This is a genomic window from Halomonas alkalisoli (assembly GCF_021412585.1).
GTDB classification, from domain to species: Bacteria; Pseudomonadota; Gammaproteobacteria; order Pseudomonadales; family Halomonadaceae; genus Halomonas; species Halomonas alkalisoli.
The window spans coordinates 240,854-267,733 of record NZ_JAKCMI010000037.1 but is presented as its reverse complement, the minus strand read 5'-3'; the positions used below and the strand labels follow the sequence as shown (position 1 = coordinate 267,733).

At 66.2% G+C, this 26,880-nt stretch carries 24 protein-coding genes; 10 read left to right on the top strand and 14 right to left on the bottom strand.

Going from position 1 to position 26,880, the window contains the following annotated elements:
- Positions 1 to 1,392, top strand: a 1,392-nt coding sequence (locus LY622_RS17450; protein ID WP_234292042.1) for an aldehyde dehydrogenase, incomplete at its 5' end; no start/stop codon positions are given.
- A 92-nt stretch (positions 1,393 to 1,484) separates the two neighbouring features.
- Here LY622_RS17450 and LY622_RS17445 read toward each other — a convergent pair.
- Positions 1,485 to 2,333 (bottom strand): LuxR C-terminal-related transcriptional regulator, encoded by an 849-nt coding sequence (locus tag LY622_RS17445; RefSeq protein WP_234292041.1) that lies wholly within the window; start codon positions 2,331 to 2,333, stop codon positions 1,485 to 1,487.
- A gap of 168 nt (positions 2,334 to 2,501) precedes the next feature.
- Here LY622_RS17445 and LY622_RS17440 point away from each other — a divergent pair, with 168 nt between their 5' ends.
- Entirely contained in the window at positions 2,502 to 3,902 is a 1,401-nt protein-coding gene (locus tag LY622_RS17440; protein ID WP_234292040.1) for a DNA recombination protein RmuC, read from the top strand.
- A 27-nt stretch (positions 3,903 to 3,929) separates the two neighbouring features.
- On the opposite strand, the gene LY622_RS17435 is transcribed toward LY622_RS17440, so the two are convergent.
- From LY622_RS17435 to gatC, 6 genes are all read right to left on the bottom strand, one after another.
- On the bottom strand, positions 3,930 to 4,094 hold the full coding sequence (locus LY622_RS17435) for a DUF6435 family protein (protein ID WP_114477782.1): 165 nt from the start codon (positions 4,092 to 4,094) through the stop codon (positions 3,930 to 3,932).
- Positions 4,095 to 4,145: 51 nt separating this feature from the next.
- Positions 4,146 to 5,879, bottom strand: coding sequence for a methyl-accepting chemotaxis protein (locus LY622_RS17430; RefSeq protein WP_234292039.1), 1,734 nt, complete (start codon positions 5,877 to 5,879; stop codon positions 4,146 to 4,148).
- 205 nt (positions 5,880 to 6,084) lie between these two features.
- Entirely contained in the window at positions 6,085 to 6,636 is a 552-nt protein-coding gene (locus LY622_RS17425; protein ID WP_234292038.1) for a cupin domain-containing protein, read from the bottom strand.
- A gap of 66 nt (positions 6,637 to 6,702) precedes the next feature.
- On the bottom strand, positions 6,703 to 8,157 hold the full coding sequence (gene gatB / locus LY622_RS17420) for an Asp-tRNA(Asn)/Glu-tRNA(Gln) amidotransferase subunit GatB (RefSeq protein ID WP_234292037.1): 1,455 nt from the start codon (positions 8,155 to 8,157) through the stop codon (positions 6,703 to 6,705).
- Positions 8,157 to 9,617, bottom strand: a complete 1,461-nt coding sequence (gene gatA, locus LY622_RS17415; RefSeq protein WP_234292036.1) for an Asp-tRNA(Asn)/Glu-tRNA(Gln) amidotransferase subunit GatA — start codon at positions 9,615 to 9,617, stop codon at positions 8,157 to 8,159. Before gatA ends, gatB begins: the two co-directional genes overlap by 1 nt.
- 50 nt (positions 9,618 to 9,667) lie before the next feature.
- Complete coding sequence (gene gatC, locus LY622_RS17410) at positions 9,668 to 9,955, bottom strand: Asp-tRNA(Asn)/Glu-tRNA(Gln) amidotransferase subunit GatC (RefSeq protein ID WP_234292035.1); 288 nt, start codon at positions 9,953 to 9,955, stop codon at positions 9,668 to 9,670.
- A gap of 181 nt (positions 9,956 to 10,136) precedes the next feature.
- On the opposite strand from gatC, the gene LY622_RS17405 reads away from it, so the two are divergent.
- The 7 genes from LY622_RS17405 (at position 10,137) to tldD (ending at position 20,238) form a co-directional block, all read left to right on the top strand.
- Positions 10,137 to 11,174 (top strand): rod shape-determining protein, encoded by a 1,038-nt coding sequence (locus LY622_RS17405; protein ID WP_043514225.1) that lies wholly within the window; start codon positions 10,137 to 10,139, stop codon positions 11,172 to 11,174.
- Positions 11,175 to 11,405: 231 nt separating this feature from the next.
- A complete protein-coding gene (gene mreC / locus LY622_RS17400) occupies positions 11,406 to 12,317 on the top strand; it encodes a rod shape-determining protein MreC (RefSeq protein ID WP_234292034.1) in 912 nt (303 codons plus the stop codon).
- On the top strand, positions 12,317 to 12,808 hold the full coding sequence (gene mreD / locus LY622_RS17395) for a rod shape-determining protein MreD (RefSeq protein ID WP_234281296.1): 492 nt from the start codon (positions 12,317 to 12,319) through the stop codon (positions 12,806 to 12,808). Before mreC ends, mreD begins: the two co-directional genes overlap by 1 nt.
- A gap of 15 nt (positions 12,809 to 12,823) precedes the next feature.
- A complete protein-coding gene (locus LY622_RS17390) occupies positions 12,824 to 13,423 on the top strand; it encodes a Maf family protein (protein ID WP_234292033.1) in 600 nt (199 codons plus the stop codon).
- Positions 13,424 to 13,488: 65 nt separating this feature from the next.
- Positions 13,489 to 14,952: a ribonuclease G gene (rng, locus tag LY622_RS17385; RefSeq protein ID WP_066449777.1), complete on the top strand. Its 1,464-nt coding sequence runs from the start codon at positions 13,489 to 13,491 to the stop codon at positions 14,950 to 14,952.
- Positions 14,953 to 14,959: 7 nt separating this feature from the next.
- Positions 14,960 to 18,787, top strand: coding sequence for a YhdP family phospholipid transporter (locus LY622_RS17380; protein WP_234292032.1), 3,828 nt, complete (start codon positions 14,960 to 14,962; stop codon positions 18,785 to 18,787).
- Positions 18,784 to 20,238, top strand: coding sequence for a metalloprotease TldD (gene tldD / locus LY622_RS17375; protein ID WP_066449774.1), 1,455 nt, complete (start codon positions 18,784 to 18,786; stop codon positions 20,236 to 20,238). The genes LY622_RS17380 and tldD overlap by 4 nt, the downstream gene beginning before the upstream one ends.
- Before the next feature lie 162 nt (positions 20,239 to 20,400).
- Here the strand turns inward: tldD and yjgA are convergent, their stop codons facing one another.
- Positions 20,401 to 20,907, bottom strand: coding sequence for a ribosome biogenesis factor YjgA (gene yjgA, locus LY622_RS17370; protein WP_223135646.1), 507 nt, complete (start codon positions 20,905 to 20,907; stop codon positions 20,401 to 20,403).
- A 150-nt stretch (positions 20,908 to 21,057) separates the two neighbouring features.
- Here yjgA and pmbA point away from each other — a divergent pair, with 150 nt between their 5' ends.
- Positions 21,058 to 22,398: a metalloprotease PmbA gene (gene pmbA / locus LY622_RS17365; RefSeq protein ID WP_234292031.1), complete on the top strand. Its 1,341-nt coding sequence runs from the start codon at positions 21,058 to 21,060 to the stop codon at positions 22,396 to 22,398.
- A 45-nt stretch (positions 22,399 to 22,443) separates the two neighbouring features.
- Here the strand turns inward: pmbA and LY622_RS17360 are convergent, their stop codons facing one another.
- From LY622_RS17360 to lptB, 6 genes are all read right to left on the bottom strand, one after another.
- Entirely contained in the window at positions 22,444 to 22,713 is a 270-nt protein-coding gene (locus tag LY622_RS17360) for an HPr family phosphocarrier protein (RefSeq protein WP_234292055.1), read from the bottom strand.
- A 2-nt stretch (positions 22,714 to 22,715) separates the two neighbouring features.
- Entirely contained in the window at positions 22,716 to 23,636 is a 921-nt protein-coding gene (rapZ, locus tag LY622_RS17355) for an RNase adapter RapZ (RefSeq protein WP_234292030.1), read from the bottom strand.
- Between the two features lie 40 nt (positions 23,637 to 23,676).
- Complete coding sequence (ptsN, locus tag LY622_RS17350; RefSeq protein ID WP_234292029.1) at positions 23,677 to 24,147, bottom strand: PTS IIA-like nitrogen regulatory protein PtsN; 471 nt, start codon at positions 24,145 to 24,147, stop codon at positions 23,677 to 23,679.
- A gap of 5 nt (positions 24,148 to 24,152) precedes the next feature.
- Positions 24,153 to 24,461 carry a ribosome hibernation-promoting factor, HPF/YfiA family gene (gene hpf / locus LY622_RS17345; RefSeq protein WP_234292028.1) on the bottom strand — a complete coding sequence of 103 codons (309 nt, stop codon included), beginning with the start codon at positions 24,459 to 24,461 and terminating at the stop codon, positions 24,153 to 24,155.
- A 110-nt stretch (positions 24,462 to 24,571) separates the two neighbouring features.
- Positions 24,572 to 25,990 carry an RNA polymerase factor sigma-54 gene (locus LY622_RS17340; RefSeq protein ID WP_234292027.1) on the bottom strand — a complete coding sequence of 473 codons (1,419 nt, stop codon included), beginning with the start codon at positions 25,988 to 25,990 and terminating at the stop codon, positions 24,572 to 24,574.
- Positions 25,991 to 26,148: 158 nt separating this feature from the next.
- The gene (gene lptB / locus LY622_RS17335) at positions 26,149 to 26,874 is read right to left on the bottom strand and encodes an LPS export ABC transporter ATP-binding protein (RefSeq protein WP_234292026.1); all 726 of its coding nucleotides are present in this window, start codon (positions 26,872 to 26,874) and stop codon (positions 26,149 to 26,151) included.
- Positions 26,875 to 26,880: the final 6 nt, after the last annotated feature.

Below are 26,880 nucleotides of genomic sequence, written 5' to 3'. Positions count from 1 at the left end.
GGCGACACCTTCGAGTCGCGCAACCCGGCGACAAACGAGATCCTGGCCCAGGTGGCAAGCTGCGACGCCGTCGATGCCGAGCTGGCCGTGACCGCGGCCCGGGCGGCCTTCGCCGGCGGCGAGTGGTCCCGCCTGGCGCCGAGCAAGCGCAAGAAGGTGCTGCTGCGCCTGGCCGATCTGATGGAAGCCAACAAGCACGCGCTGGCGCTGCTCGATACCCTGGACATGGGCAAGCCGGTTTCGAGCTCGCTGGGCGACATGAATGGTGCCATCGCCTGTATCCGCTACCAGGCCGAGTGCATCGACAAGCTCTACGGCGAGGTGGCGCCCACCGGCGAGGACGCCCTGGCGCTGGTGCTGCGCGAGCCCATCGGCGTGGTGGCGGCCATCGTGCCGTGGAACTTCCCGCTGATGATGACCGCCTGGAAGATCGCCCCGGCGCTGGCCGCCGGCAACAGCGTGATCCTCAAGCCCTCGGAGAAGTCACCGCTCTCGGCGCTGCGCCTGGCCCAACTGGCGAAGGACGCGGGGATACCGCGTGGGGTGTTCCAGGTGCTGCCCGGCTTCGGCCATACCGTGGGCAAGGCGCTGGCGCTCTCCATGGAAGTCGACTGCCTGGCCTTCACCGGCTCCACGGCGGTGGGCAAGCAGCTGATGCAGTACGCCGGCCAGTCCAACCTCAAGCGGGTCTACCTGGAGTGCGGCGGCAAGTCGCCCAATATCGTCTTCGCCGACTGCAAGGAGCTTGACCGGGTGGCGAGCCACGCCGCCGCGGCGATCTTCCACAACCAGGGCGAGGTGTGCATCGCCGGCTCCCGGCTGCTGGTGGAGAACGCGATCCGCGAGGAGTTCGTCGAGCGCGTATTGAAAGCGGCGGAGACCATGCAGCCCGGCGATCCGCTCGACCCCGAGAGCTTCATGGGTGCCATCGTCGACGAGACCCAGCACCGGCGCATCCTCGACTACATCCGCCAGGGTGTGGAAGAGGGCGCGCGGCTGCGCACCGGTGGCCAGGCCATCGACGGCCCGGGGTTGTTCATTCCGCCCACGGTCTTCGATGGCGTCACGCCACAGATGACCATCGGCCGCGAGGAGATCTTCGGCCCGGTGCTGGCGGTGTTCGGCTTCGACAGCGAGGAGGAGGCCGTGGCGATGGCCAACGACACGCCCTACGGGCTTGCCGCGGGGCTGTGGAGCCAGGACATCGACCGCATCATGCGCGTGACCCGGCGGCTGCAGTCGGGCCAGGTGTTCGTCAACAACTGGGCCGGGGGCGACCAGACCATGCCCTTCGGCGGCGTGAAGCAGTCGGGTAACGGTCGCGACAAGTCGCATCACAGCCTGGAGGAGTACTCCAGCCTCAAGAGCGTATGGATGGCGCTTGAGACCTGAGTTCTCTTCCTGCGATGCATCGACGTGGGAATCAACGTTCTGGCCGGCTTCTTCTCGTCTACGGAGCCGGCCTTTCTCGTTTCAGCCGGTCATCACGCCTGCTGGCGCGAGACCAACGCCACGTGATCGAGGAATAGCCGGAACAGCTGCGACTGGCTGGAGACCTCGAGGCGCTGGTAGATGTGCTTGCGGTGCACCTTGACAGTACCGTCGCTGATGTCGAGCTCTCGGGCTGCCGATTTCGTCGAGTGGCCAGCCAGCAGCAGACGCACGATCTCCTGCTCACGCATCGTCAGTACCCCGGCCCCGAAACTGGCCAGGGCCGCTTCCACCGGTTCCTGCTCCGCCAGGCGTTGCTGGAACTGGCTTCCTTGCCATTTCCAGTATTCGACCAGCAGCGCTTCCATCATGGGTGAGAGGTGACGCAAGGCCTGCAGGGCGCGACGGGTCAGCGGTGGCGACGTGACTCCGAAGCCCAGCGACACGGCAATGACCACATCCTCTTCGACCCGGCAAAAGATGCCGACTTCATCTACCAGGCCCAGGGCGCGGTAGTAGTGAGCGTAGTAATCGCTGGCCTCGAAACGGTCCGGCGCCAGTTCGCGCAGGCGGTGGGCGCCCTGGTCCAGGCCATCGCTCACGGCCGTGAAGAAGGGGTCAAGCAGGTAGGCCTTGCTCAGGTAGCGCTCGATGCCCTGTTCGCGTCGATGCAGGGGGTAGTCGTCATGAATCAGCAGTGGCCGGCGGCGGCCGCGATAGGCGTTGATCAAGACGGTTTCGTGGCCCACGAGCTCGCGCAAGCATTGGTCGAGCCTGGCCGGAAAGTCGGACGCTGCCGCCGTGCGCATCAGGCGTGCCAGCTGCTGATGCCAGGCAAGGCTTTTGGAATGGGCAAGGAAATCGAGCATGGAGTCGTAGGCTAAGTGGCGCGGAAGACTCACGATACCATGGCCTCGCGTTGACGACTGCACGCTGGTCGTGACCCGACCGAAGCCGATGAGGGCACAGGGGCTTCAAGCAGGATATCCGTGGGTAAACAGTGACAAGCCTGACGGTTTTGGGGAGACTTTCGCCCCGGCCCCATTCGCGCTGCAGCAGGAGAAAGCCCCTTGACCGATCTGACGACACTGCTGGACTCCCTTCCCGTCGGCTATGCCATGGCGCTCTCGGCGCTGCTGGCATTCCTGCTCGCCTTCGGCCTGGCCGGCCTGTTCGCTGCCCGGCGTCAGCGCGCCGATGCGCAACGGCACGCCGCCGCCCTGGCCGAGCTGCGCGAGCGGCTTGCCGAGCGCGAGCGACGCCTCGATGAATCGCAGCGCATGCTGGGTGAGGTGCAGATAAGCGAGGCGCGCCTGGCTACCACGCTGGAGCAGAAGCAGCAGCACTTCGCCGAGCAGCTAACGCTGTTGCGCGACAGCCGCGACCAGCTCAAGCAGGAGTTCGAGAACCTTGCCAACGAGATACTCGAACGCAAGGGCAAGGCCTTCTCGGAGCTGTCCCAGAAGCATATCAGCGGCTTGTTGCAGCCTATCCAGAGCGAGATGAAGGGCTTTCGCGAAAAAGTGGAATCCATCCACCGCTTCGACACCGAGCAGCGCGCCAGCCTGCGCACCGAACTCAAGCATCTGCAGGGCCTCAACCGCGAGATTACCGACCAGGCCGACCGCCTTACCCGGGCGCTTCAGGGGCAGAAGAAGGTGCAGGGGAACTGGGGTGAGCTGATGCTCGAGAACGTGCTGGAGGGCTCCGGCCTGCGCGCCGGCAAGGACTACCAGCGCGAGGTCAGCTTCGCTACCGAGGAGGGGCGGCGGCGGCCCGATGCCATCGTCTACCTGCCCCAGGGCAAGCATCTGGTCATCGATGCCAAGACGTCGCTATCCGCCTATGTGCGGTACGTGAACGCGGACGAGGAAGTGGCGAGGGGGCAGGCGCTGGCCGAACATGCCCGGGCAGTAGGCGATCGTATCGCCGAGCTGGCCGACAAGCACTACTACGACCTGCCGGGGCTCAACTCGCCGGAAGTGGTGGTGATGTTCATTCCGGTGGAGTCCGCCTATGTGGAAGCACTGAAGTTCGACGAGTCGCTCTTCCAGCGGGCCATCGAGAACAACGTCCTGGTGGCGACGCCCACCACGCTGCTCACCAGCCTGAATATCGTGCGCCAGCTGTGGCGCTTCGAGGATCAGAGCCGTCACAGCGCCGAGCTGGCCAGCCGTGCCGAGAAGTTCTACAACAAGCTGCGTCTCTTCCTGGAGAGCATGGAGGACGTGGGCAGGAAGCTGGACGGGGCCCGTGACAGCTATGACAGGGCCATGGGCCAGCTGGTCAATGGCCGTGCCAACCTGATCAAGCAGACCGCCGAGTTCCAGGAGCTGGGGGTGGCGGTGAAGAAGGAGCTGCCCGCTGAGCTCGTCGAGCGAGCCCGCCTCGAACTCACCCCCGGCTGGAACGACGAGCCGGGGGACGAGGAGGATGACCTGGCGCGCAGCGCTCCGGGGTCTCTGAAATAAGCCGGCCTTTCGGCGGCACTCGCTTGGCTATGGGTATTGCCTGAGCTCGGCGAGCAGGCTTTCGGCTTCCTCGGTCAGGGACGCATTGGCGCGCATGTCGCCGTTGCGGGCTGCCTCCATCGCCTGCTGCAGCTTGTGCTCATACGCTTTCTGCAGTTTCTTCTTCGGGTCAGGCTTCAACCATCCGAACATGGTGTCTCTCCGTTAGGGTCTTGAGGGGCACGAGACGGCGCTCCCTCGTGCTCAGAAATTTTCCCATTCGGGCTGGAGTCGCTGTCCAACGATACCCTTGGGCGAGCGGCTCCGGGTGGGTTGTGGGTCATCGAGTGTACGCCAATCACTGTAGGTAGCCCCCATGGAGGAGGGGGGCCGGTTTGCGACAGTGCTGCCTTGGGGCAGGTGGAAGGCCGACATGGCGTTGATCAGCTGCTGGGCATGCTGGCTCAGGTTGGCGGCGGACGAGGCGCTCTGGTTTACCAGGATGGCATTCTGCTGGGTCACCTGGTCCATTTCGTAGACCGCCTTGCCGGCTTCCTGGACGCCGGTGCGCTGTTCGGCGCTGGCCTGGCTGATCTCCTGCATTATCTGGCTGACCCGGCCGATCGCTTCGATGATCTCCTCCGTTGCCTGGCTGGCATCGGCGGCACGAGCGTTGCCATGCTTGACGCGCTCCACGTTGCTGGTGATCAGCGCATTGATCTCGCGGGCGGCATTGGCGCTGTTCTGGGCCAGCTTGCGCACCTCGGCGGCGACCACGGCGAAGCCGCGACCGTGCTCGCCGGCCCGGGCGGCTTCTACCGAGGCATTGAGGGCCAGGATGTTGGTCTGGAAGGCGATGTTGTCGATGGTGGAAATGATGCTGGCGATCTCGCTGGAGCTGCGATCGAGGTCGTTCATGGTTTCCGCGACCTGCTGCACGGCGGCGCCACCGCGCCTGGCCGTGACGGACGCGCCCTCTGCCTCGTGGCTCGCCTGTTCGGCATTGGCGGAGTTCTGGGACACGGTACCGTTGAGCTCCTCCATGGCGGAGGCGGTCTGGGTCAGGGCGCTGGCCTGCTGCTGCGTGCGTGATGCAAGGTCGTTGTTACCTTCGGCGATCTGCTCGCTGTTGATCGCCACGGCGTCCGCTGCGGCACGTACCTGGGCGACGATGTCCTGGAGCTGCCGTGCCATGTTCATCTGGGAGGCCATGATGCTGCGGTCGTCGTTCTGCCGCAGTCGCCCGGTGGTCGTCAGCTCGCCGCGGCCGATTGCCTCGGCGAATGCCTTCACTTCGTGGGGCTCGGCGCCCAGCTCCCTGAGCAGCTGGCGGGAGAGCAGGTAGGCGATGATGCCGCCGATGAGCAGCGCGGCCAGGCAGAGCCCCAGCATCAGTATCTGGAAGCCCTCTGCCGTGTCGCGGGCCACGGCGGTGTCGGCGGCGCTGTTGCCTTCCTGGTAGTCGATGAAGCCGTTGATCTCGTCAAGCCAGGCGAAGAAGGCGGGGCCGGCCGCGGCGAGCAACTGCTGGCGGGCCGCCGGCAGATTCCCGGCCTGGCGTTGCGCCATGACGTCGGCGGCGAGCGCCTGGGTGGCGGCGGCCTGGCTTTCGATGGCGGACAGCAGGGTGCGCTCCCTGGCGGTAACGCTGTCCGGCGCGGCGCTCATGACATCGCTGAGCCCCCCGGTGGCGCGCTCGTAGTTTTCGGCCAGCACCCGGTAGTCGGCCTGCAGGGCGGCCAGGTCAGCGTCGCTGGTGACCAGGGTCATGTCGCGCAGGAGGATGGCGCGGTCATGAACGCTGCCTCGCCAGTCGATGGCGTGGCGCAGCTTGGCGCCATTGATGTCGTTGATGGTGGTGAGGCCACTGTCGATGCGGTTTACCTGGCTGATGCCGATGAGGGTCAGGGCCACGATCAGCACCAATACGGCTGAGAAGCCGCTGGCCAGTCGGGATCGGATGCCAAGCCGGGAGAAACGTGCCGTCAGGGAGCTCATTGTCTTTCCTTCTTTTTTTATGAGGCGCTCTGCGGCGCCCGGGCCAGCGGCGCTTGATCAGCAGCCTGCGTAGGAGTGCAGTCTATTCCCTGTACTGTAATTGTACAACTATATATCTTATGTACAGGTATTGTCGGGCAGGCGCAGTAACACGCCGCCTGGTGGCGGTGGCCTGGCAATCGGCGCGGAAGAAGTGGAAGGCGGGTCAGAATGTTCGAGCGGGGGTGCAGCAGCTCACCAGACGGCAGGGTTCCTTGCCGGGGTTGCGAAAGCGATGGGGCACGTTGGTATCGAAGTAGTAGGCTTCGCCGGCACCGAGGGTGCGGGATTCGGCACCGATGGTGATCTCGATCTCGCCTTCCAGCACGACGCCGGCTTCCTCGCCCTGGTGGGCGATCATCTCGCGGCCGGTATCGGCGCCGGGAGGGTAGGTCTCGATCATGAACGCCAGCGCACGGCTGGCGCGGTTGGCGCCGACCAGCTTGTAGATGACCTCGCCGGTGCCCACATCGGCGAGCTCGGCGGCGGAATAGAACACCTGATCTCGGCTCTCCAGGTCCATGGTGAAGAAGTCGCCGACACTGATGGGAATGGCATCGAGGATCTTCTTCAGGGAGCTGACCGAGGGACTGACCTTGCCCTGTTCGATCAACGACAGGCTGGAATGGGTGACGCCGCAGCGCTTGGCCAGCTCGCGCTGTGAAATGCCGCGTAGAGTACGCAAGGCGCGCAGCCGTGCACCGACGTCATCCGCCATCCTGATCTCCTTGTGGTTTAGGCAGCCGGGGCATGCGCGCCGTCGGCGCGTCATGCCCCGATGGGCTCAGCAGAGCGCGTCCAGCTTCTCTTTCAGCAGTTGGTTGACCTGCTGGGGGTTGGCGGTCCCCCGGGAGGCCTTCATGACCTGGCCGACGAAATAGCCGATCATCTTGCCGCGCTTGTCCGGCTCGGCGTCGCGGTACTGGGCGACCTGGGCGGGGCTCTCGGCAATCACCTGGTCGATCATCGCTTCGATGGCACCGCTGTCGGTGACCTGCTTGAGACCCTGGGCCTCGATGATGTCGTCGGCACTGGCGCCCTGACCGTTCCACAGGGCCTGGAAGACCTGCTTGGCGGCCTTGCCATTGATGGTGTCGTCCATCACCCGGGCGATCAGTTCGCCGAGCTGGCGGGCCGAAACGGGGCTGTCGGCGATCGGCAGGCCCTCCCGGTTGAGTGCACCGGAGAGCTCGCCCTGGACCCAGTTGGCGGCCTGCTTGGCATCGCCACAGACGTTCTTGGCCTCTTCGAAGAAGTCGGCCATCTCCCGCGTGGCGGAAAGCACGCTGGCATCGTAGGCGGAAAGCCCCAGCTCCTGCTCGAAGCGGGCGCGCTTCTCGGCGGGCAGCTCCGGCAGGTTGCTGCGCAGGTGATCGACATAGGCCTGGTCGAGCACCACGGGAAGCAGGTCGGGACAGGGGAAGTAGCGGTAGTCGTTGGCTTCCTCCTTGGTGCGCATGCTGCGGGTCTCGTCCCGGTCGGGGTCGAACAGGCGAGTCTCCTGGATCACCTTGCCGCCATCCTCGATCAGCTCCACCTGGCGCTCCACCTCGAAGGCGATGGCACGCTCGACGAAGCGGAAGGAGTTGACGTTCTTGATCTCGGCACGGGTGCCGTAGGCTTCCTGGCCCCGGGGGCGTACCGAGACATTGACGTCGCAGCGCATCGAACCCTCGGCCATGTTGCCGTCGCTGATGCCGAGGTAGGTGACGATGGAGTGGATCGCCTTGAGGTAGGCGGCGGCCTCCTTCGCCGAGCGCAGGTCCGGTTCGGAGACGATCTCCAGCAGCGGGGTGCCGGCCCGGTTGAGGTCGACCCCGGTCATGCCGTGGAAGTCCTCATGCAGCGACTTGCCGGCATCCTCTTCCAGGTGGGCATGGTGGACGCGGATGCGCTTGGTGCTGCCGTCATCCAGGGTGATCTCCACTTCGCCGGCACCGACGATGGGGTGATACATCTGGCTGGTCTGGTAGCCCTTGGGCAGGTCGGGGTAGAAGTAGTTCTTGCGGTCGAAGACCGATACCTCGGGGATTTCGGCGTGGATCGCCAGGCCGAACTGCACGGCCATGGCCACGGCGGCCTCGTTGAGCACCGGCAGCACGCCGGGCAGGCCCAGGTCCACGGCGCAGGCCTGGGTGTTGGGCTCGGCGCCGAAGGCCGTGGACGCACCGGAGAAGATCTTCGAGCGGGTGGCGAGCTGGACGTGGACCTCCAGCCCGATCACGGTTTCCCATTGCATCAGGCGTTCTCCTCGGCAAAGGCGGGACGGCGACGGTGCCAGTCGGTGGCCTGCTGGAACTGGTGGGCGACGTTGAGCAGCCGCGCCTCGCTGAAGTGGCTGCCGAGGATCTGCAGGCCCACCGGGCGCTGGCCCACGAAACCGGCCGGCACGCTGATGCCGGGAATGCCGGCCAGGTTGACGGCGATGGTGTAGATGTCCTGCAGGTACATCGACACCGGGTCCTTGTTGGCTCCCAGGTCGAAGGCCGGCGTAGGTGAGGCTGGCCCCATCAGCACGTCGACCTCCTCGAAGGTGTCGAGGAAATCCTGGCGGATCAGACGACGAACCTGCTGGGCCTTCTTGTAGTAGGCGTCGAAGAAGCCCTCGGAGAGGGTATGGGTGCCGATCAGGATGCGTCGCTTGACCTCGTCGCCGAAGCCTTCGGCGCGGCTGCGCTTGTAGAGGTCGATCAGGTCGGCCGGGTTGTCGCAGCGGTGGCCGAAGCGGACGCCGTCATAGCGCGACAGGTTCGAGGAGGCCTCGGCCGGGGCGATGACGTAGTAGGCCGGGATGGCGTAGTGGGTGTGCGGGAGGCTCACCTCGCGCACGCTGGCACCCAGCGACTCGAAGACGGCGATTGCTTCGCGGGTGGCCTTCTCCACTGCCGGGTCGAGGCCGTCACCGAAGTACTCGCGGGGCAGGCCGATCTTGAGGCCGTTCAACGGTGCGGCGAGTTCCTTCGAATAGCCGGGTACGCCGCGGGCGACAGAGGTGGAGTCGCGCAGGTCGTGCCCGGCGATGGCGCCGAGCAGCAGCGCGCAATCCTCGGCGGTGCGGGCCATGGGACCCGCCTGGTCGAGGCTGGAGGCATAGGCGATGATGCCGTAGCGCGACACCCGCCCATAGGTGGGCTTGAGACCGGTGATGCCACAGAAAGCGGCCGGCTGGCGGATCGAGCCACCGGTGTCGGTGCCCATGGCCGCGGGCACCAGCCCGGCGGCAACCGCGGCGGCGGAGCCCCCCGAGGAGCCCCCGGGAACCGCGGTGAAGTCCCAGGGGTTGTGCACCGGGCCATAGTGGCTGTTCTCGTTGGAAGAGCCCATGGCGAACTCGTCCATGTTGGTCTTGCCCAGGCTCACCGTGCCGGCGGCCCTGAGCTTCTCGACCACCGTGGCATCGTAGGGTGAGACGAAGCTGTCGAGCATCTTCGAGCCGCAGCTGGTCTTCACCCCGCGGGTGCAGAAGATGTCCTTGAGGGCCAGCGGCAGGCCGGTGAGCGGCCCGGCGTTGCCCTTGGCACGCGTGGCATCGGCTGCGTCGGCGGCGGCCAGGGCCTGGTCGAAGGTGACGGTGATGAAGCTGTTCAGTTCACCGTCGAGGCGGTCGATGCGGCCCAGCAGGTGCTGGGTCAGCTCGCGGCTGGAGAACTCGCCGGCGTCGAGCGCCCGGGCGAGTTCGACAAGAGTCTTGTCATGCATGCGGCATGGCTCCATGAAGGCGTGCCGTTAACGGAAGAGGGCGCGTGCGGTCATTCGACGACCCGGGGCACCAGATAAAGTCCGTTCTCGACGGCAGGGGCACAGCGCTGGAATTCGTCGCGCTGGTCGCTCTCGGTGACTTCATCGGCACGCAGGCGTTGAGTGGCATCCAGCGGGTGGGCCAGGGGGGCAACGCCTTCGGTATCGAGGGCCTGAAGCATGTCGACCATTTCCAGAATACGACCAAGATCATCGACATAGCCGGCCGCCTCGTCGTCGTTCAGGCCAAGGCGGGCCAGGTGGGCGGCCCGCTGCACGTCTGCGTGTTCAAGCGCCATGGGCTGGGTGTCCTCGCACGGATTGGGGGTGTTGAATAGCGGGAAAAGGTACCACATTCGACGTGCCGCGGGCACTCTTCTCTCGGTGATGGGCGTGGCATGTTGCTTGCTGCGCGGGGGCCGCGATGATACCGTTTGCATCCGCACAAGGGTCCCCGGTCTGCACTAGGTAACGACGTCCATGTTCAAACGCTTGAGGGGGCTGTTCTCCAGCGATCTGTCGATCGATCTGGGTACGGCCAATACACTGATATACGTCCGTGGTCGCGGCATCGTGCTTGACGAGCCGTCGGTGGTGGCCATCCGCCAGTCCGGCAATATGCGCAGCGTGGCCGCCGTCGGCGCCGATGCCAAGCGTATGCTGGGCCGTACGCCGGGTAACATCACCGCCATACGACCGATGAAGGACGGGGTGATCGCCGATTTCACCGTCACCGAGCAGATGCTTCAGCACTTCATCCGCAAGGTTCATCAGAGCACCTTCCTCACGCCGAGTCCGCGCGTGCTGGTCTGCGTGCCCTGCATGTCGACCCAGGTCGAGCGACGCGCCATCAAGGAGTCGGCCGAAGGTGCCGGTGCCCGCGAGGTGTTCCTGATCGAGGAGCCCATGGCGGCTGCCATCGGCGCCGGCCTGCCGGTGGACGACGCCCAGGGCTCCATGGTGGTCGACATCGGTGGTGGTACCACCGAAATCGCCATCATCTCGCTGAACGGCGTGGTCTATTCCGAATCCATCCGCGTCGGTGGCGATCGCTTCGACGAGGCCATCACCGCCTATGTTCGCCGCCACTATGGCAGCCTGATCGGCGAGGCCACCGCCGAGCGCATCAAGGAGGAGATCGGCTGCGCCTACCCCGGCGGCGAGCTGCGCGAGATCGACGTGCGCGGGCGCAACCTGGCAGAGGGCATTCCGCGCAGCTTCACCCTCAATTCCCACGAGATCCTCGATGCCCTGCAGGAGACGCTGGCCTCCATCGTCGCTGCGGTCAAGAGTGCGCTGGAACAGTCTCCGCCGGAACTGGCCTCCGATATCGCCGAGCGCGGCCTGGTGCTGACCGGTGGTGGTGCCCTGTTGCGTGACCTGGACAAGCTGATCGCCGAGGAGACGGGGCTGCCGGTCATCGTCGCCGAAGATCCGCTGACCTGCGTGGCCCGGGGTGGCGGCAAGGCGCTGGAGATGATCGACCGCCATACCTTCGAACTGCTGTCCAGCGACTAGGCCTTGTCCGCAAGTGCCTGAGCGGTCGGGGCGCTTCGTCGTGCGGTGGTACCTTGCGAGCCGGTCCATGCAGCCCATTCGCTTGCATGGCCCGCCGTGCTCCATGCGCCTGTACTCGACCGCTCGGTGACGGCTTCAGACCTTCCCTGATACCGGCAAGGCGTAAAGGAGACTTGGGGGAGATTCGCCATTAAGCCGCTGTTTTCTCACGGATCGGTACCAGGTTATCGCATGCTGTTGTGTGCGATGCTCGCCTCCGCCCTGATGTTTGCCGATCATCGCTTGACGCGCATGGAAGAGGTGCGTGCCCAGCTTTCCTCCGTAGTGGCGCCGATCCAGTGGCTGGTGGCCGTGCCCAGCGATGTCCTGGCCTGGGGCTCCCTGGCCCTCTCGGACCAGCGGGCCCTGGTGGAAGAGAATCAGCGACTGCGGGAGCAGATCCTGCATCTCTCGCATCGAGTTCAGCATATGTCCAGCCTGACGGCCGAGAACGTGCGCCTGCGAGAGCTTCTGGGTGCGGCGGCGCGCAAGGAATCCCCCTATATCACCGCTGAGTTGCTTTCGCTGGACCCCGACCCCTTCAATCACCAGATGGTGATCGACCGGGGCCGGCGCCATGGCGTCTATGTGGGGCAGCCGGTGCTGGATGCCTCGGGTCTGGTGGGGCAGGTGACGGCCGTCTCCGCCTATTCGAGCCGAGTCTTGATGGTGGCGGATGCGAGCCATGCGCTACCGGTACAGGTCAATCGCAACGGCCTGCGCTTTATTGTGCAGGGCAGCGGTCATTACGATGAACTGCGGGTCCTGCATGTGCCGGATACCGCCGATATTCGTGAGGGTGACCTGCTGGTGACATCGGGGCTCGCCGGACGTTTTCCTGCCGGTTACCCGGTGGCGCGGATCACCGAGGTGGTGCATGACCCCGGCCAGCCCTTCGCCCGGGTCAACGCTGCGCCTGTCGCCATGTTGCAGCGTTCACGCCACTTCCTGCTGCTGTTTCCGCCAGACCCCGTGGCGGTGCCGGACGATGAGTCATGGGATATCGACCCGGATCGGCTTTCTGATGAACAGGCGCCTGCCGTGCAGGTTCCTGCCGGACAGGCCGCCGGCGCCGATGCGGTGCGCGGGGAGGAGGCAGACTGATGGCGAATACGCACCGCACCGCACTGCCCTGGGTATGGCTGACGCTGTTGCTGGCCCTCTGCCTCCAGGTGATGCCCCTGGCCGAAGGGTGGCAGATATGGCGCCCGGACTGGCTGGGTCTGATGCTCATCTACTGGTGCATGTCGGCTCCCGACCGGGTGGGGGTGCTCCACGGCTTCGTGCTGGGCATCCTGCTGGATCTGATCGAGGGCGCCCCTCTGGGGCAGAATGCCCTGACGCTCTCGCTGCTGGCCTTCCTGGCCGCGCTGGTCTATCCGCGCTTTCGCACCTACTCCCTGTTGCAGCAGTCGCTGCTGATCCTGGTGCTGCTCGGCCTGGTGCAGCTTGTCGAGCAGTGGTTGCGGACACTCTTCGGCCCCTTCTCGATGCATCTTGCCTTTCTGCTGCCTTCGCTGATCGGTGCCGTGCTGTGGCCCTGGCTGACCACCATGTTCCAGGCCATGGAACGCCGCCTCGCCGACACTGGCTGATCCGGAGTCCACCGCATGAGCGCATCGTCCACCACTGCGGTCCTCTGCCTGGCGTCGGCATCGCCGCGCCGCCGAGAGCTGCTGGCGTCGATCGGGGTCGAGGTCGAGGTTCGCCCGGTCGACATCGATGAGACACCCGGCGACGCCGAGTCCGCCGCTGTCTACGTTGCCCGCCTGGCCCGCCAGAAGGCGAGCGCCGGCGCCAGGTTCTCCTCCCTGCCCGTGCTGGGGTCGGACACGGCGGTCGTCTGTGATGGCGTGATCCTGGGCAAGCCCGATGATCGGCAGCATGCGGCCGCCATGCTGCGCACGCTATCGGGACGCCGCCATCGGGTGATGACTGCCGTGGCGGTGTCCGGTCCGGCGGGTATGCTGGAAGCCTGCGTCACGACGGAGGTGGTCATGCGCGACATAGCCGAGCACGAGATTGCCGCCTACTGGGACACCGGCGAGCCTGCCGACAAGGCCGGGGGGTATGCCATCCAGGGCTTGGCTGCGGTCTTCATCGAGCGCATCGAGGGGAGCCACTCGGCGGTGGTCGGGCTGCCGCTGTTCGAGACCGCGACGCTCCTGACGCGTCAGGGCGTGCCGCTGTGGAACCGTCTCGGCCGATAACGCCCCTGTCTGCCGACCGCACTATGTCATAATGCTCCGAAGACTGACTGGACAAGGATTTCCGCATGAGCGGCGAAGTACTGATCAACCTGACGCCGATGGAAACCCGGGTAGCCGTGGTGGAAAACGGAGTACTGCAGGAGGCGCTCATCGAGCGTACGCGCCGGCGAGGCATCGTCGGCAACATCTACAAGGGACGCGTGGTGAGGGTTCTGCCTGGCATGCAGGCAGCCTTCGTCGACATCGGCCTGGACCGTGCCGCCTTCATCCATGTCCATGAGGTCATGCCGCCGGGCACCCCTTCCGAGGAGCAGGTCGCCATCGGGCAGCTGCTCAGCGAAGGGCAGTCCCTGGTGGTCCAGGTCACCAAGGATCCCATCGGCTCCAAGGGCGCCCGCCTGACCACTCACCTGTCGGTGCCGTCACGCTACCTGGTCTATATGCCGGACTCCCCGCATCACGGCGTCTCCCAGCGCATCGAGGACGAGCGCGAGCGCGAGCGCTTGCGTGAACTGCTCGAACGCTGCCAGCTCGAGCAGGATATCGAGGTCACCGGTGGCTTCATCGTTCGCACCGCAGCCGAGAACGTGGGGCAGGAAGAGCTCTTCGCCGACATGCATTTCCTGCTGCGACTGTGGCGCAAGGTCAGCGAGCGCAAGGTCTCCGCCCCGTCTCCCAGCGTCATCTACGACGACCTTCCCCTGTTCATTCGTACCCTGCGCGACCTGATGCGTGACGACATCGAGAAGGTGCGCATCGACTCGCGGGAGAATTACGTCAAGCTGATCGAATTCGCCGAAGAGTTCATGCCCGACTCCTCGGCTCGCATCGAGTACTACCCCGGCGAGCGTCCCATCTTCGATCTCTACAGCGTCGAGGATGAGATCATCAAGGCCCTGGGGCGCAAGGTGCAGCTGAAGTCCGGCGGCTACCTGGTGATCGATCCGACCGAGGCGATGACGACCATCGACGTCAATACCGGTGGCTACGTGGGCCATCGCAATCTCGAAGAGACCATCTTCAAGACCAACCTCGAGGCGGCCAACGCCATCGCCCGGCAGCTGCGCCTGCGGAACCTGGGTGGCATCATCATCATCGACTTCATCGACATGGAGGAGACGGAGCACCAGCGGCAGGTGTTGCGTGTGCTGGAGAAGGCGCTGGAGCGTGACCATGCCAAGACCAAGTGTACCGGCGTGACCGAACTGGGGCTGGTTCAGCTGACGCGCAAGCGCACCCGGGAAAGCCTGGAGCAAACGCTGTGCGAGGCCTGTCCAACCTGTGGGGGGCGCGGCACGCTGAAGACTGCCGAGACGGTCTGCTACGAGATCTTCCGCGAGATCCTGCGCGAGGAGCGCGCCTACAGCGCGGAGACCTACATGGTGCTGGCCTCCCAGTCGGTGGTGGATCGTCTGCTCGACGAGGAGTCCGCGGCGGTGGCCGATCTGGAGACCTTCATCGGCAAGACCATCCGCTTTCAGGTGGAGAACCACTACTCCCAGGAGCAGTACGACATCGTGCTGATGTGACGCCGCGATGCATCCGATACGTCTGCTAGGCCGCTGGGTCTTGACGCTGGCGGCCATCGTGCTGGGGCTATTGGCGCTGGCGACGCTGGTGCTGCGCCTTGCCCTGACCCAGGTCGACGAACTCGCGCCGCGGGTCGAGCGGCTGCTGGAGGCCCGTTCGGGAGCGGTGGTCGAGCTGGCGAGCATGGAGGCCCGTCTGGCCGGGCTCGATCCCCTGCTTCGGGGCGGTGGGTTGACCGTCCGCAGTCAGCGTGGGCCCGACGGGGTGCCGCTACTGGAAGTCGAGCATGCCAGCCTGCGCCTGAACGCCACTGATACCGCCAGAAACGGTTTTCCGGTCGTGGAGGATGCCCGGCTGAGAGGCCTGACGCTGCACCTCTACCAGGATGAGCAGGGCGGCTGGCACTGGCCCGATCCCGCTGACATTCCCCCTGAGTTCATGCCCAAGGGCGACTTCGACCTGGAGGCGCTGGACTTCTGGGTAGGTGTGTTGCTGCGCCAGCGTGCCTGGGCCGAGGACGTTCGCCTGGTGCTGCATGGCCAGCAGGAGCGGGTGGAGATGCATGCCCCGCGGCTTCTGCTCACCGGTGACGAGCGTCATGCCCATCTCGAAGGGGAAGTGCATCTCGAAGGCCAGGATGAGCCTGCCTTGGTGGCCGCCCTGGACGTCTTCCCGGGTCCCGGTGGGCTGCGCGACTTCAGCGCCGCCCTTCAGGCCGACATGAAGTTCGATACGCTGATCGGCCTGGTCGAGCTGCTTGCCTTCGATGACCCCCTGCGGCTGGAGGAGGCCCAGGGGGACGCCCGACTATGGGGGCGCTGGCACCGGGGATCGCTGGCCGATGCCCGGCTGGATATCGATGTCCCCCGGCTGGCCCTGCGGCGCGGTGGCGATCTCGTCCTGATGGAACCCTTCAAGGCCCGCGGTCAATGGTTGCGCAGCGAGGATGGCTGGGAAGCCTGGATGGAGGGCGATGCCGAGGCCACCGACTGGGCCGAGCCGGAGGCGCTGGCGGCAGCGCCGGGGCCGGCGTTGCCGCGCTACTGGTACCTGCGGCACAGCCCAGACGAGTGGTGGCTTACCACCAGCGAGTTCGACCTCGCTTCACTCGCCGCATGGCGGGAGCGGGCCCTGCTGCCCGAGGGCCTGACACGGGTGATCGAGACGCTCGATCCTCGCGGGCTGGTCGCGGGCCTGGCGGTGGGCCGGGAGAACGGCAGCTGGGTGGCGCGAGCCGCGGTCCATCAGGTTGCCGTCTCGGCCTGGGGAGAGGTGCCGGGCGGCGGGCCGCTGGATGCCTGGGTCGAGGCGCGGGACCTCTCCGGTCGGGTGCATTTTGTCGGCGTCGACGACCCGGTTTTCGAACTGCCGCGGATCTTCGCCGACCCCATGGCGCTGTCCCACGCCAGCGGAGTGGTCAGCTGGTCCTATGACGGGCCGCGCAGCTTCGTCAGCGGACGTCGCCTGAAGGCGGGCTGGCAGGGGGCCGAGGTGGAGGGCGGCTTCGGGCTGGTGGTCGGCGGCGATCTGCGCGGCGGCCTGGGCTTGGACCTGCAGTTCCGTGATGCCGATGCCCTGGAGCGTCCCCTCATGGCGTGGCTGCCGGTCGGCGTGCTCGGCGACGAACTCGAGGCGTGGCTGGGCGCCGGGGTGGCCGGCCATGTGCCCAGGGGCTCGCTCAAGCTCCACCTGCCCCTGTTCCTCGGCGGGGAGCGTGTTCCTCCCAGCATGGCGCTGGACCTGGATATCGAGCGTGGTCGGCTACCCTTCTCGCCCGACTGGCCGGCCCTCGAGCAGGTCGAAGGCCGGCTGCAGCTGGGTATCGATACCCTGGAGGCCGATGTCCACTATGCCGAAAGCCTCGGCGTCGAAGTGCGTCGCGGCCGCGTCACCCTTGCCGATGAATATCTGGCGGTGAGCGGTGACCTGATCGCCGATGCCGACGCGCTGCGCCGGTATCTCGGGGCCATGCCGGTGGAGGGCATGGAGCTGGTCGATCCATGGCGGGGCGTCGGTGGGGCCACCGGTGAGCTGCTCCTTGGCCTGCCTCTCGGCGAGCCCGAAAACATGGCGCTGGACCTCGAGACCACGGTGGCGCTGGAGCAGCTGACCCACCGGGACTTCGGCGTCACATTGCGCGACGTCAGCGGCCCGCTGGCCTGGCGTCAGCGAGGCGAGGAGGCGGGTGCGCTCCAGGGGCGGCTGGAGGCTCGCCTGCTGGGGGGCCCTCTCGCGGCGGATATCGATACCCGGGCCGGCAGGGTCGATCTCGAAGGTGCCATCGACGTAGCCCGCCTGTTCGAGCTGGACGCCGTGCCCGACCTCGGGCCACTGCTATCCGGCCGGCTGCCCTGGCAGGGAAGGCTGCGCACCAGTGAGCGCAACACGTTTCGCCTGGAGAGCGGTCTGCAGGGCCTGGCCATCGATCTGCCGGCCCCGCTGGGGAAGGCGGCGGGAGAAACGCGCTCCCTGTGGGTCGACGCCGACCTGGACAGGCGAAGCGTAGAAGCCGAGCTGGGTGGCGAGCTGCGGGTGCGCTGGAGGGACACGCCGGGTCCGGGCGGCGGCCAGGGGCAGGCCTGGCTGGGGCGCTGGCCAAGCTCTCCGGCCTGGCCCAACGGTGAGGGTTGGGATCTGGACCTCTACCCGACACGTCTCGACTTCAGCGAGTGGGGCGGTGTCCTGGCTTTGCTGGCGGACGCCGGGGAAGCGGCGGCCGGCGAGTCTCCGTTGCGGCGGCTGAGGCTGGAGACGGCCTGCCTGGTAGGCCCGGATGGTTGCCTGGGGGCGGCGACGGCGTCGGCCCAGCCTCAGGCCGGAGGGGGATGGCGTGTGAACATGGACTCCAGCCTGTTGACCGGCCATCTCGACTACCGTCCGACGCTGGCCGATCCCCTCGATATTACCCTGCAGCGCTTGACCCTGGACGGCCTGATGCCGGCACAACAGGAGGGCGTGGGTGCATTGCTGGACGAAATCGACGTGGCAACCGACCCCGCGCCGCTGCCAAGCTGGGTCGGCCAGCTACCTCATGGACGCCTGCGGATTGCCGATATTCAGTACCAGGGGCGTCAGATGGGGCCCTTGACCGCTCGCTGGCAGAGCGGGCCGGACCGCTTGACCGTGTCGCCATTGGGCCTGACCCTGGGGCAGGTCTCGGCCCATGGCGAAGTGATCTGGGAGTCGGCCGGTCCGGGCGACAGCCTGACCCGCTCCCGGCTCTCCCTGGATGGCCGGGACCTGGGCTCGGCGCTGGAGAAATTCGGTCAGCCGGTGGCCATTCGCAGTGGTGAGACCCGGGTCAGAAGCCAGCTTGCCTGGCCGGGAGCGCCGTGGCAGTTCGCGTTGGCCCGCTCGCGTGGCAATATCGACGTGGAGCTGCGCAATGGGCGCTTCGTCAACCTGGAGTCACCGACGGCCAGGCTTGTCGGCCTGCTCAACGTGGACAACCTGGTACGCCGGCTGCGAATGGACTTTTCCGACGTGACCGGGCAGGGTACGGCTTTCGATCATGTGGTTGGTGCCGCTACCCTGTATGCAGGCGTGCTGGAAACCCAGGGGCCCGTGCATATCAGCGGACCGGCAACCACCTTCACGCTCGATGGCACCGTCGACCTGGCCCGGCGGGAACTCGACCAGCGGCTGGGCGTCACAGTTCCAGTCAGCAGCAGCCTGCCCCTGGCCGCCGTTATCGCCGGGGCCCCGGTGGTGGGCGGTGCCCTGTTCATCGCCGATCGCCTCTTCGGCCGCGCCATCGACCGGGTCACCCGAATTCACTATCGCGTGCGCGGTCCCTGGACCTCGCCGCAGATCACATTGGAAACCGCCGAATGACGACACGACCGCAAGCCATGCTCGATACCGCCGCCGATATCCTGCTGCGTCCCGGCGGCCTCGGCCTCGAGTCGCTGGATGCCGGCCTGAGGCACGTGCTCACTCCCGGCGTCGACTACGCCGACCTCTATTTCCAGCGCAGCTGGCACGAGAGCTGGGTGCTGGAGGATGGGGAGGTGAAGGAGGCCGGCTACAACATCGATGGCGGCGTAGGCGTGCGCGCCATGGCCGGTGAGAAGACCGGCTTCGCCTACTCCAACCAGATCACGGCCGATGCCCTGGCTGAGACGGGGCGTACGGCGTCTGGCATCGTGCGTAGCGGCGCTGCGCTGTCGGCGGCGCCCCGGGTGATCAGCCAGGCCAGCGTACGCTACGACGCCATCGATCCCCTCTCCGGCCTTTCGGCCGAGGAGAAGATCGCCCTGCTCAAGGAAGCCGACCGCGCGGCTCGCGCCGCCGACCCCTCGGTTTCCCAGGTCAGTGCGTCGCTCTCCGGCGTCCACGAAGTCGTCCTGGTACGCGCCAGCGACGGCACCCTGGCGGCGGATATCCGGCCGCTGGTGCGCTTCAACGTCAGCGTGATCGCGGTGAAGAATGGGCGTCGCGAACGTGGCAGCGCGGGCGGCGGTGGGCGCTATGCCATGGCTCGCCTGCGTGACGAGAACGTGGCCGAGCGCTATGCCCGGGAAGCCGTGCGCCAGGCACTGGTCAACCTCGATGCGGTGGATGCGCCGGCGGGACAATTGCCGGTGGTACTGGGGCCAGGCTGGCCGGGCATCCTGCTGCACGAGGCGGTGGGGCACGGCCTGGAGGGCGACTTCAATCGCAAGGGAAGCTCGGCCTTTGCCGGGCGCATGGGCGAGCGCGTGGCATCGCCTGGCGTGACGGTGGTCGACGATGCCACCCTGGCCGATCGGCGAGGCTCCATGAGCGTGGATGACGAGGGCACGCCGGGGCAGTATACGCCGCTCATCGAGGACGGCATTCTCACCGGCTACATGCAGGACAAGCTCAACGCCAGGCTGATGGGGATGGCGCCCACCGGCAACGCCCGTCGCGAATCCTTCGCCCATATGCCGATGCCGCGCATGACCAACACCTACATGCTGGCCGGTCAGGACGAGCCGGCCGATATCATCAAGAGTGTCAGGCGCGGCATCTATGCCGTCAGCTTCGGTGGCGGGCAGGTGGATATCACCTCGGGCAAGTTCGTCTTCTCGGCAAGCGAAGCCTACCTGATCGAGGACGGCCGCATCACCGCGCCGGTCAAGGGCGCGACGCTGATCGGCAATGGCCCGGAGGCCATGGGGCGGGTCTCGATGATCGGCCACGACCTGGAGCTGGATACCGGGATCGGCGTCTGTGGCAAGGACGGGCAGGGGGTGCCGGTGGGCGTGGGCCAGCCGACGCTCAAGCTTGATGAACTCACTATCGGCGGGACTGCCTCCTGAAGATAGGCGGCATGTCGCAGGCTGGTTGAGGTGCACTGTAGAAGGCCGGCTGTGCCATGCCGAGCGCTCCAATAGAGACTTGTCTATGAGTCTTCGCTGTAGGAGCGCCGGTTCCCGTCGCGACTGGAGGCCGCAGGCCTCCCGGCGGTGTTGCCGGGGCTGCTAGAGCCCCGCCGTATCGCGGATCAGCCGGAACAGGCGCCGCGAGCTGGTGGGGGGCTTGTCCTGTTCACGCTCGCGACGAGCGTTGCGAATCAGCTGGCGCAGGGCCTGGCGGTCGACATCGGGATAGTCGGCGATGAAGGTCTCGACGGCGTCGTCGCCCTCCTCGATGAGGCGGTCACGCCACTTCTCGAGACGGTGGAAGGCCAGGTCGCGATGGCGGGACTCCTGCTCGATGGAATCGAACACCGCCTGGATGGCGTCGAGGTCCTCGCCGCGCATGAGCTTGCCGACGTACTGCATATGGCGGCGACGCCCCTCATGGGAGCGGATGCGCGAGGTCTCCTCCACCGCCGCCAGCAGGTCGTCGGAGAGCGGGAACCGTGACCGCTCCGCGGGCGTCATGGCGATGATCTGTTCGCCCAGCGCCTGCAGCTTGTGCATCTCGCGCTTGAGCTGTGACTTGCTGGGCCGCTCGTCTGGCTGTGAAGGGACTTCCTGGGACATGCCGTTACCAACTAGTGTGAAGGGTCAACAGTATCGTGAGCTTGATCGCCCCGGTGGGATCAATGCGACACAGTATACCAGCCCGCCAGCGCATGGCGGGATACTGACACGTTCGAATGCCGGCCGGGCCGGTGAATGAGGGAGAGACAGATGACACAGGCTTTCGATGCCGCCGCTCAACAGCCGTTGCTGACGTCCCGTGCCGAGCAGGCACTGGCGCTGGCACGCCGCCTGGGCGCCGACGCCTGCGAAGTGGGTGCCAGCGTCGACCAGGGAATCGGCATCAGCGTGCGTGAGGGCGAAGTGGAAACCGTCGAGTTGTCCCGCGACCAGGGCATCGCGGTGACCGTCTATCAGGGGGGGCGCAAGGGTAGTGCCTCCTCGACGGATGCCAGCGATGAGTCGATACGCGCGGTCGTGGAAAAAGCCATGGCCATCGCCCGTTACACCGGCGAGGATCCCGCGGCGGGGCTGGCGGATGCCGCGCTGATGGCGACGGAGCTCCCCGATCTGGACGTGCACCACCCATGGGCGTTGACCACCGAGCAGGCCATCGACCTGGCCCTGGCCTGCGAGGCTGCCGGCAGGAGCCAGCCGGGGATACGCCAGTCCGAAGGGGCCTCGCTCTCCAGTGGCGAAGGCGTGCGGGTCTATGCCAATAGCCACGGCTTCCTGGGCAGCCAGTGCGGCAGCCGACACTCGCTTTCCTGCATGCTGATCGCCGAGGACGAAGGGGGCATGCAGCGCGACTACGACTACACCAGTGCCCGCGATCCGCAGGACCTGCTTGCACCCGAGGTTGTCGGCCGGTCGGCGGCGGAGAAGACACTGCGCCGCATGGGCTCCCGGCGGCCCGATACCGGGCGCCTGCCGGTGCTGTTCGATGCCACCGTTGCCAGCGGCCTGATTGGCCATTTCATGAGTGCGATCGCCGGTGGCTCCCTGTATCGGCAGGCCTCCTTTCTCTGCGACCGCCTGGGCGACGGGCTCTTCCCGGCCTGGTTCTCCCTCTATGAGCGGCCCATGGAGAGGGGCGGCATGGCCAGCTCCCCCTTCGACAACGACGGGGTCCAGACCCGTGACAACGTCTTCATCGAGAATGGGCAACTGGCCAGCTACATGCTGTCCGCCTACAGTGCCCGGCGTCTCGGCATGCAAACCACCGGCAACGCCGGCGGTGCGCGGAACCTGCGTATCGACGCTCCGCTGGCAACCCGTGACGAACTGCTGGCGCGCATGGGCCGCGGGGTGCTCGTCACCGAGCTGATGGGGCAGGGGGTCAACGGCGTCACCGGCGATTATTCCCGGGGCGCTGCCGGCTTCTGGGTGGAGAACGGGGAAATCCAGCACCCGGTGGAGGAGTTCACCATCGCTTCGAATATGGAAGCGATGTTCAAGGGGCTGGCCGCCGTCGGCAGCGATATCGACACCCGTGGCAGCATCCATTCCGGCAGCTGGCTGATCGATGAGATGACCATCGCCGGAGGCTGAGGCGGGTTATCGGGGCGCTGTGTCACGTCCAGGCGAGGGGGGGCTTTAGGCATCCTCCTCGAAGCGGGCATCGAACAGGGTTTCCAGCGCATCGAGTACCTGTTCGGCGTCCTCGCCCTCGGCGCTCACCGTCAGCTCGGTGCCGCATGGGGCGCCGAGCATCAGCAGCGACATGATATTGCAGGCGTCGGCATCCTGGCCGCCACGGCTGACGGTGACGCGTGCCTGGAAGGGTTGGCAGCACTGGACCAGCTTGGTGGCCGCTCGGGCATGAAGGCCGCGCTTGTTGGTCAATACGAGCTTGCGGCTGACCACGCTCAGGGCTCCTTGCATTCAGGTTTTCCCGGTGCGGCCGGCGCGGAAGAGGAGATCGGCGTATGGATGCCGAGCTCCCGGTGGCGCAGGCGAACGTCGGGTTGCCGCTGGGCCAGGTGGTGTGCCAGCCGCTCGGCCAGGTAAACCGAACGGTGCTGTCCGCCGGTGCAGCCGATGGCGACGGTGAGGTAGCTTCGATGGCTGCTGCGATAGGCGGGGAGCCAGCGCTCGATCCAGCCGATGATGTCGTCGAGCATTTCGCCCACCAGCGGGTACTGCTCAAGAAAGGCGACGATACTGGGATCGCGGCCGGTGGCGGAGCGCAGGCGCGGGTCCCAGTACGGGTTTGGCAGGCAGCGGGCGTCAAAGACGATATCGGCATCCAGCGGCACGCCCCCCTTGAAGCCGAAGGATTCCACGGTAAGGGTCAGCTGATCGGGCCGGTGGCTGGCGACCTGGTCGGTGATGCGGCCGCGCAGGTCGTGGACCGACAGCCGTGAGGTGTCGATGATCAGGTCCGCCAGATTGCGGATGTCGCTCAGGGTGGCGTCTTCCGACTCGATTGCCTCCCCCAGCGTCATGTCGCTGCCGCGGGTCATCGGATGGCGACGCCGTGTGGCCGAGTAACGCTCGATCAGGATGCGGGCGTCCGTGGTGAGGTAGATGACCTGGCAATCGATCTGCCGCGAGCGAAGCTCCTCGAGCAGGCGTGGAAAGCGCTCCAGGGCGTGGGGCAGGTTGCGGGCATCGATGCTGACGGCGATGGAGGATTGTCCGGACGGTCCGCTGGGGAGTTCCTCCACCAGCGATCCCAGCAGCATTGCCGGGAAGTTGTCGATGGCGTAGTAGCCCAGGTCTTCGAGCGCCTGCAGTGCGATCGACTTGCCGGAGCCGGAACGGCCACTGATGATCACGAGCTGCATGCGGGTCTCCTGGTTGGCTGGCCGGGCGGCCCGGGGTGTATCAGGACGGCGTCTGTCGTCGAATCGCCTCGATGAGTCGCTCGTGGAGCTCACGCTGGCTGGTGCTCTTGCGCAGCCCGACTCGCGTGTCGACGTCGTTCATCACGCTGGCGACCTGGCTGAGTAGCGCCAGGTGCGTGTCATCGGCTTCTTCCGGCACCAGCAGCACGAAGACCAGGTCGACCGGCTCGCCGTCGATGGCGTCGAAATCGATGGGTTCTGCCAGCTTCAGGAATGCCGCGACCGGGCTGTGGCAGTGGGGGCTCCGGGCGTGAGGGATGGCCACGCCATTGCCGATGCCCGTGCTGCCCAGGCGCTCCCTGCCGATGAGGCGGGCAAAGACTTCCTGGCTGTCGAGGCTCGGCGTGTTCTGGGCGATGAAGGTGCTGAAGAACTCCAGCACCCGCTTCTTGCTGCCACCGGGCACGTCGAACAGGGCGCGCTCCGGGGGCAGGATGGTTTCCAGTGTCATGGCAATCAGCGAATGCCGGCGCCCTGGGCGCGGGCCTGGGCCTTTTCCTTGTGTTTGACCAGTTGACGATCGAGCTTGTCGGTCAGTGCGTCAATAGCGGCGTACATGTCGGGATCCATGGCTTCGGCGTGAAGGTCTGCGCCGGCGGCATGCAGGGTGCAGGCGGCCAGTTGACGCTCCTTCTCTACCGAAAGCGTGACCTGGACGTTGGTGATGTTGTCGTAGTGGCGCTGCACGCGGGTCAGTTTTTCGCTGACGTAGTCACGCAGGGCATCGGTCAGTTCCACATGGTGGCCGGTAATATTGACTTGCATGACAGGCTCCTTCGTCCTTCGAGTGGTGTCCCGATTGTAACCCTTTTTAGGGCCCTGCAAACCCCTACCTTGCCGGTTTCCTGCGAAGGGCCAAAGGTAGGGGTGTCGGGTCAGCGAAAGCGCTTGCGCTCGCTGGAAGAGGCTATGCCCAACGCTTCCCGGTACTTGGCGACGGTTCGCCGCGCAACGCGGATGCCGTCCTCGGCCAGCAGATCGACCAGGCGACTGTCCGACAGCGGCTTGCGGGGCGGCTCGTCCTGTACCAGCTTGCGGATCCGGGCACGAATCGCGGTGCTGGAATAGGCGTCGCCTTCGCCTTCTCCGCCGCCGACATGGCTGGAGAAGAAGAACTTGAGTTCGAACACGCCGCGTGGCGTGTGAATGAATTTCTGGGTCGTCACACGGGAGATGGTCGATTCGTGCATGTCCACGGCCTGGGCGATATCGGCCAGGATCAGTGGCCGCATGGCCTCCTCCCCCTGCTCGAGAAAGTCGAGCTGGCGGGCCATGATCTCGCGGCCGACCCGCAGCAGGGTGTCGTTACGGCTGGCCAGGCTCTTCATCAGCCAGCGCGCCTCCTGGAGGTGATCCTTGAGAAACTGGTTGTCCTGGCTCTTGTCGGCGCGGCGTACCAGGGCCACGTAGTCGGGCTGGATGCGTAGCCTGGGCAGGGCGTCGGCGTTGAGCTCGACGCGCCAGCCGCGCTCGTCATGGCGAGCGAGCAGGTCGGGGGTGATGTAATTGCCACCCACCTCGGCGAACTCGCTGCCCGGGCGCGGGTCCAGCGAGCGAATCAGGCCGATCACCTCCTCCAGGGCCTCATCGTCCAGGCCCAGGCGGCGCTTGAGCAGTCGGCGATCGTCGCTGGCCAGGGCCTCGAGGAACTGGCGCACGAGGCGCCTGGCCTGGGGGAGCAGCGGGGTGTCGTCGGGTAGTGCCGCGAGCTGCAGCATCAGGCATTCACGCAGGTCCCGGGCGAAGACGCCAGTGGGCTCGAACTGCTGCAGGCGCAGCAGCACCTGCTCGACCTCCCGGGTCGGCAGGCCTTCCAGGCCCTGCTGGCGCAGCCCGTCGCGAATCTCTTCCAGCGGCTGCGCCAGGTAGCCGGTGCCGTCCACGGCATCGATCAGGCTCTCGGCGATCTGGCGCTGGCGCTCGCTCAGGTCGGTCATCGCCAGCTGCCAGATCAGGTGGCTGGCCAGGCTCTGGCCGGCGGCCTGGCGCTCGAAGTCGGGTCCTTCGCCGCTGCCCGAGCTGGCGCCATGGTCGGGGTAGGTGTCCGACCAGTCGCTGTCGGTGGAAAGTTCGGAGGGAATTTCGCTGGCCCAGTCGTCGTCTTGGGCCTCTTCGGCGGTCTGCTCGCCGAAGCCGTCGTCGAGCTCCAGCATGGGGTTGGCTTCCAGCGCCTGCTGGATCTCCTGACGCAGATCGAGCGTCGAGAGCTGCAGCAGCGCGATCGCCTGCTGCAGCTGGGGCGTCATGGTCAGCTGGGTGCCGACACGGAGTTGCAAGGATGCTTTCATGGCCATGAGAATAGGGGCTCATCTGCCGAAAAAAACCACCCTAGCCCGCTGCGGGTCGTCTTGCAAGTGCTTTGTTTGCAATAAGCATGCCATGCGCAATTTCCATGCCGCATGACCATATAATTATTGACAACAAGCGGTTGTGTTGCCCCGGCTCGGGCTCGTTACAGGCGAAAGTCCTCGCCCAGATAGACTTCACGCACCCTGCGATTGGCCAGAATGGCATCGGCGTCGCCTTCGGCGATGATCTGTCCGTCTCCGACGATGTAGGCGCTATTGCAGATATCCAGGGTCTCGCGCACGTTGTGGTCGGTGATCAGGACCCCGATGTCGCGCGCCTTGAGCTGGCGGATGATGCCCTTGATCTCGCCGACCGAAATGGGGTCCACGCCGGCGAAGGGCTCATCGAGGAGGATGAAGGCGGGCTCGGTGGCCAGCGCCCTGGCGATCTCTACCCGCCGTCGCTCGCCGCCGGATAGGCTCATGCCGAGATTGTCGCGGATATGGGTGACGTGAAAGTCTTCCAGCAGCTCCTCGAGACGGGCCCGGCGTCCGCGACGGTCCAGGTCCTTGCGCGTCTCGAGAATCGCCATGATGTTATCCGCCACCGAGAGCTTGCGGAAGATCGATGCTTCCTGGGGAAGGTAGCCGATGCCGGCGCGGGCGCGCTCATGCATGGCCGATCCGCTCAGGTTCAGGTCGTCGATGTGCACTTCGCCGGCGTCGGCGCGGACCAGGCCGACGATCATGTAGAAGGAGGTGGTCTTGCCGGCGCCGTTGGGGCCGAGCAGGCCGACGATGCTGCCCTGCTCGATGGAGAGGCTGATGTCGTGCACCACGCGGCGACGCTTGTAGCTCTTGGCCAGGTGAGTGGCTCGCAGGGTCTTCATGGGCAC

Coding starts and splice junctions, on each gene's coding strand:
- LY622_RS17390 (WP_234292033.1), top strand. CDS start 12,824: ATGAGCGCATCGTCCACCACTGCGGTCCTCTGCCTGGCGTCGGCATCG.
- lptB (WP_234292026.1), bottom strand. CDS start 26,874: ATGAAGACCCTGCGAGCCACTCACCTGGCCAAGAGCTACAAGCGTCGC.
- gatC (WP_234292035.1), bottom strand. CDS start 9,955: ATGGCGCTTGAACACGCAGACGTGCAGCGGGCCGCCCACCTGGCCCGC.
- rng (WP_066449777.1), top strand. CDS start 13,489: ATGAGCGGCGAAGTACTGATCAACCTGACGCCGATGGAAACCCGGGTA.
- mreD (WP_234281296.1), top strand. CDS start 12,317: ATGGCGAATACGCACCGCACCGCACTGCCCTGGGTATGGCTGACGCTG.
- ptsN (WP_234292029.1), bottom strand. CDS start 24,147: ATGACACTGGAAACCATCCTGCCCCCGGAGCGCGCCCTGTTCGACGTG.
- hpf (WP_234292028.1), bottom strand. CDS start 24,461: ATGCAAGTCAATATTACCGGCCACCATGTGGAACTGACCGATGCCCTG.
- LY622_RS17380 (WP_234292032.1), top strand. CDS start 14,960: ATGCATCCGATACGTCTGCTAGGCCGCTGGGTCTTGACGCTGGCGGCC.
- LY622_RS17340 (WP_234292027.1), bottom strand. CDS start 25,990: ATGGCCATGAAAGCATCCTTGCAACTCCGTGTCGGCACCCAGCTGACC.
- pmbA (WP_234292031.1), top strand. CDS start 21,058: ATGACACAGGCTTTCGATGCCGCCGCTCAACAGCCGTTGCTGACGTCC.
- LY622_RS17425 (WP_234292038.1), bottom strand. CDS start 6,636: ATGGCGGATGACGTCGGTGCACGGCTGCGCGCCTTGCGTACTCTACGC.
- gatB (WP_234292037.1), bottom strand. CDS start 8,157: ATGCAATGGGAAACCGTGATCGGGCTGGAGGTCCACGTCCAGCTCGCC.
- tldD (WP_066449774.1), top strand. CDS start 18,784: ATGACGACACGACCGCAAGCCATGCTCGATACCGCCGCCGATATCCTG.
- LY622_RS17405 (WP_043514225.1), top strand. CDS start 10,137: ATGTTCAAACGCTTGAGGGGGCTGTTCTCCAGCGATCTGTCGATCGAT.
- rapZ (WP_234292030.1), bottom strand. CDS start 23,636: ATGCAGCTCGTGATCATCAGTGGCCGTTCCGGCTCCGGCAAGTCGATC.
- mreC (WP_234292034.1), top strand. CDS start 11,406: ATGCTGTTGTGTGCGATGCTCGCCTCCGCCCTGATGTTTGCCGATCAT.
- yjgA (WP_223135646.1), bottom strand. CDS start 20,907: ATGTCCCAGGAAGTCCCTTCACAGCCAGACGAGCGGCCCAGCAAGTCA.
- gatA (WP_234292036.1), bottom strand. CDS start 9,617: ATGCATGACAAGACTCTTGTCGAACTCGCCCGGGCGCTCGACGCCGGC.
- LY622_RS17435 (WP_114477782.1), bottom strand. CDS start 4,094: ATGTTCGGATGGTTGAAGCCTGACCCGAAGAAGAAACTGCAGAAAGCG.
- LY622_RS17430 (WP_234292039.1), bottom strand. CDS start 5,879: ATGAGCTCCCTGACGGCACGTTTCTCCCGGCTTGGCATCCGATCCCGA.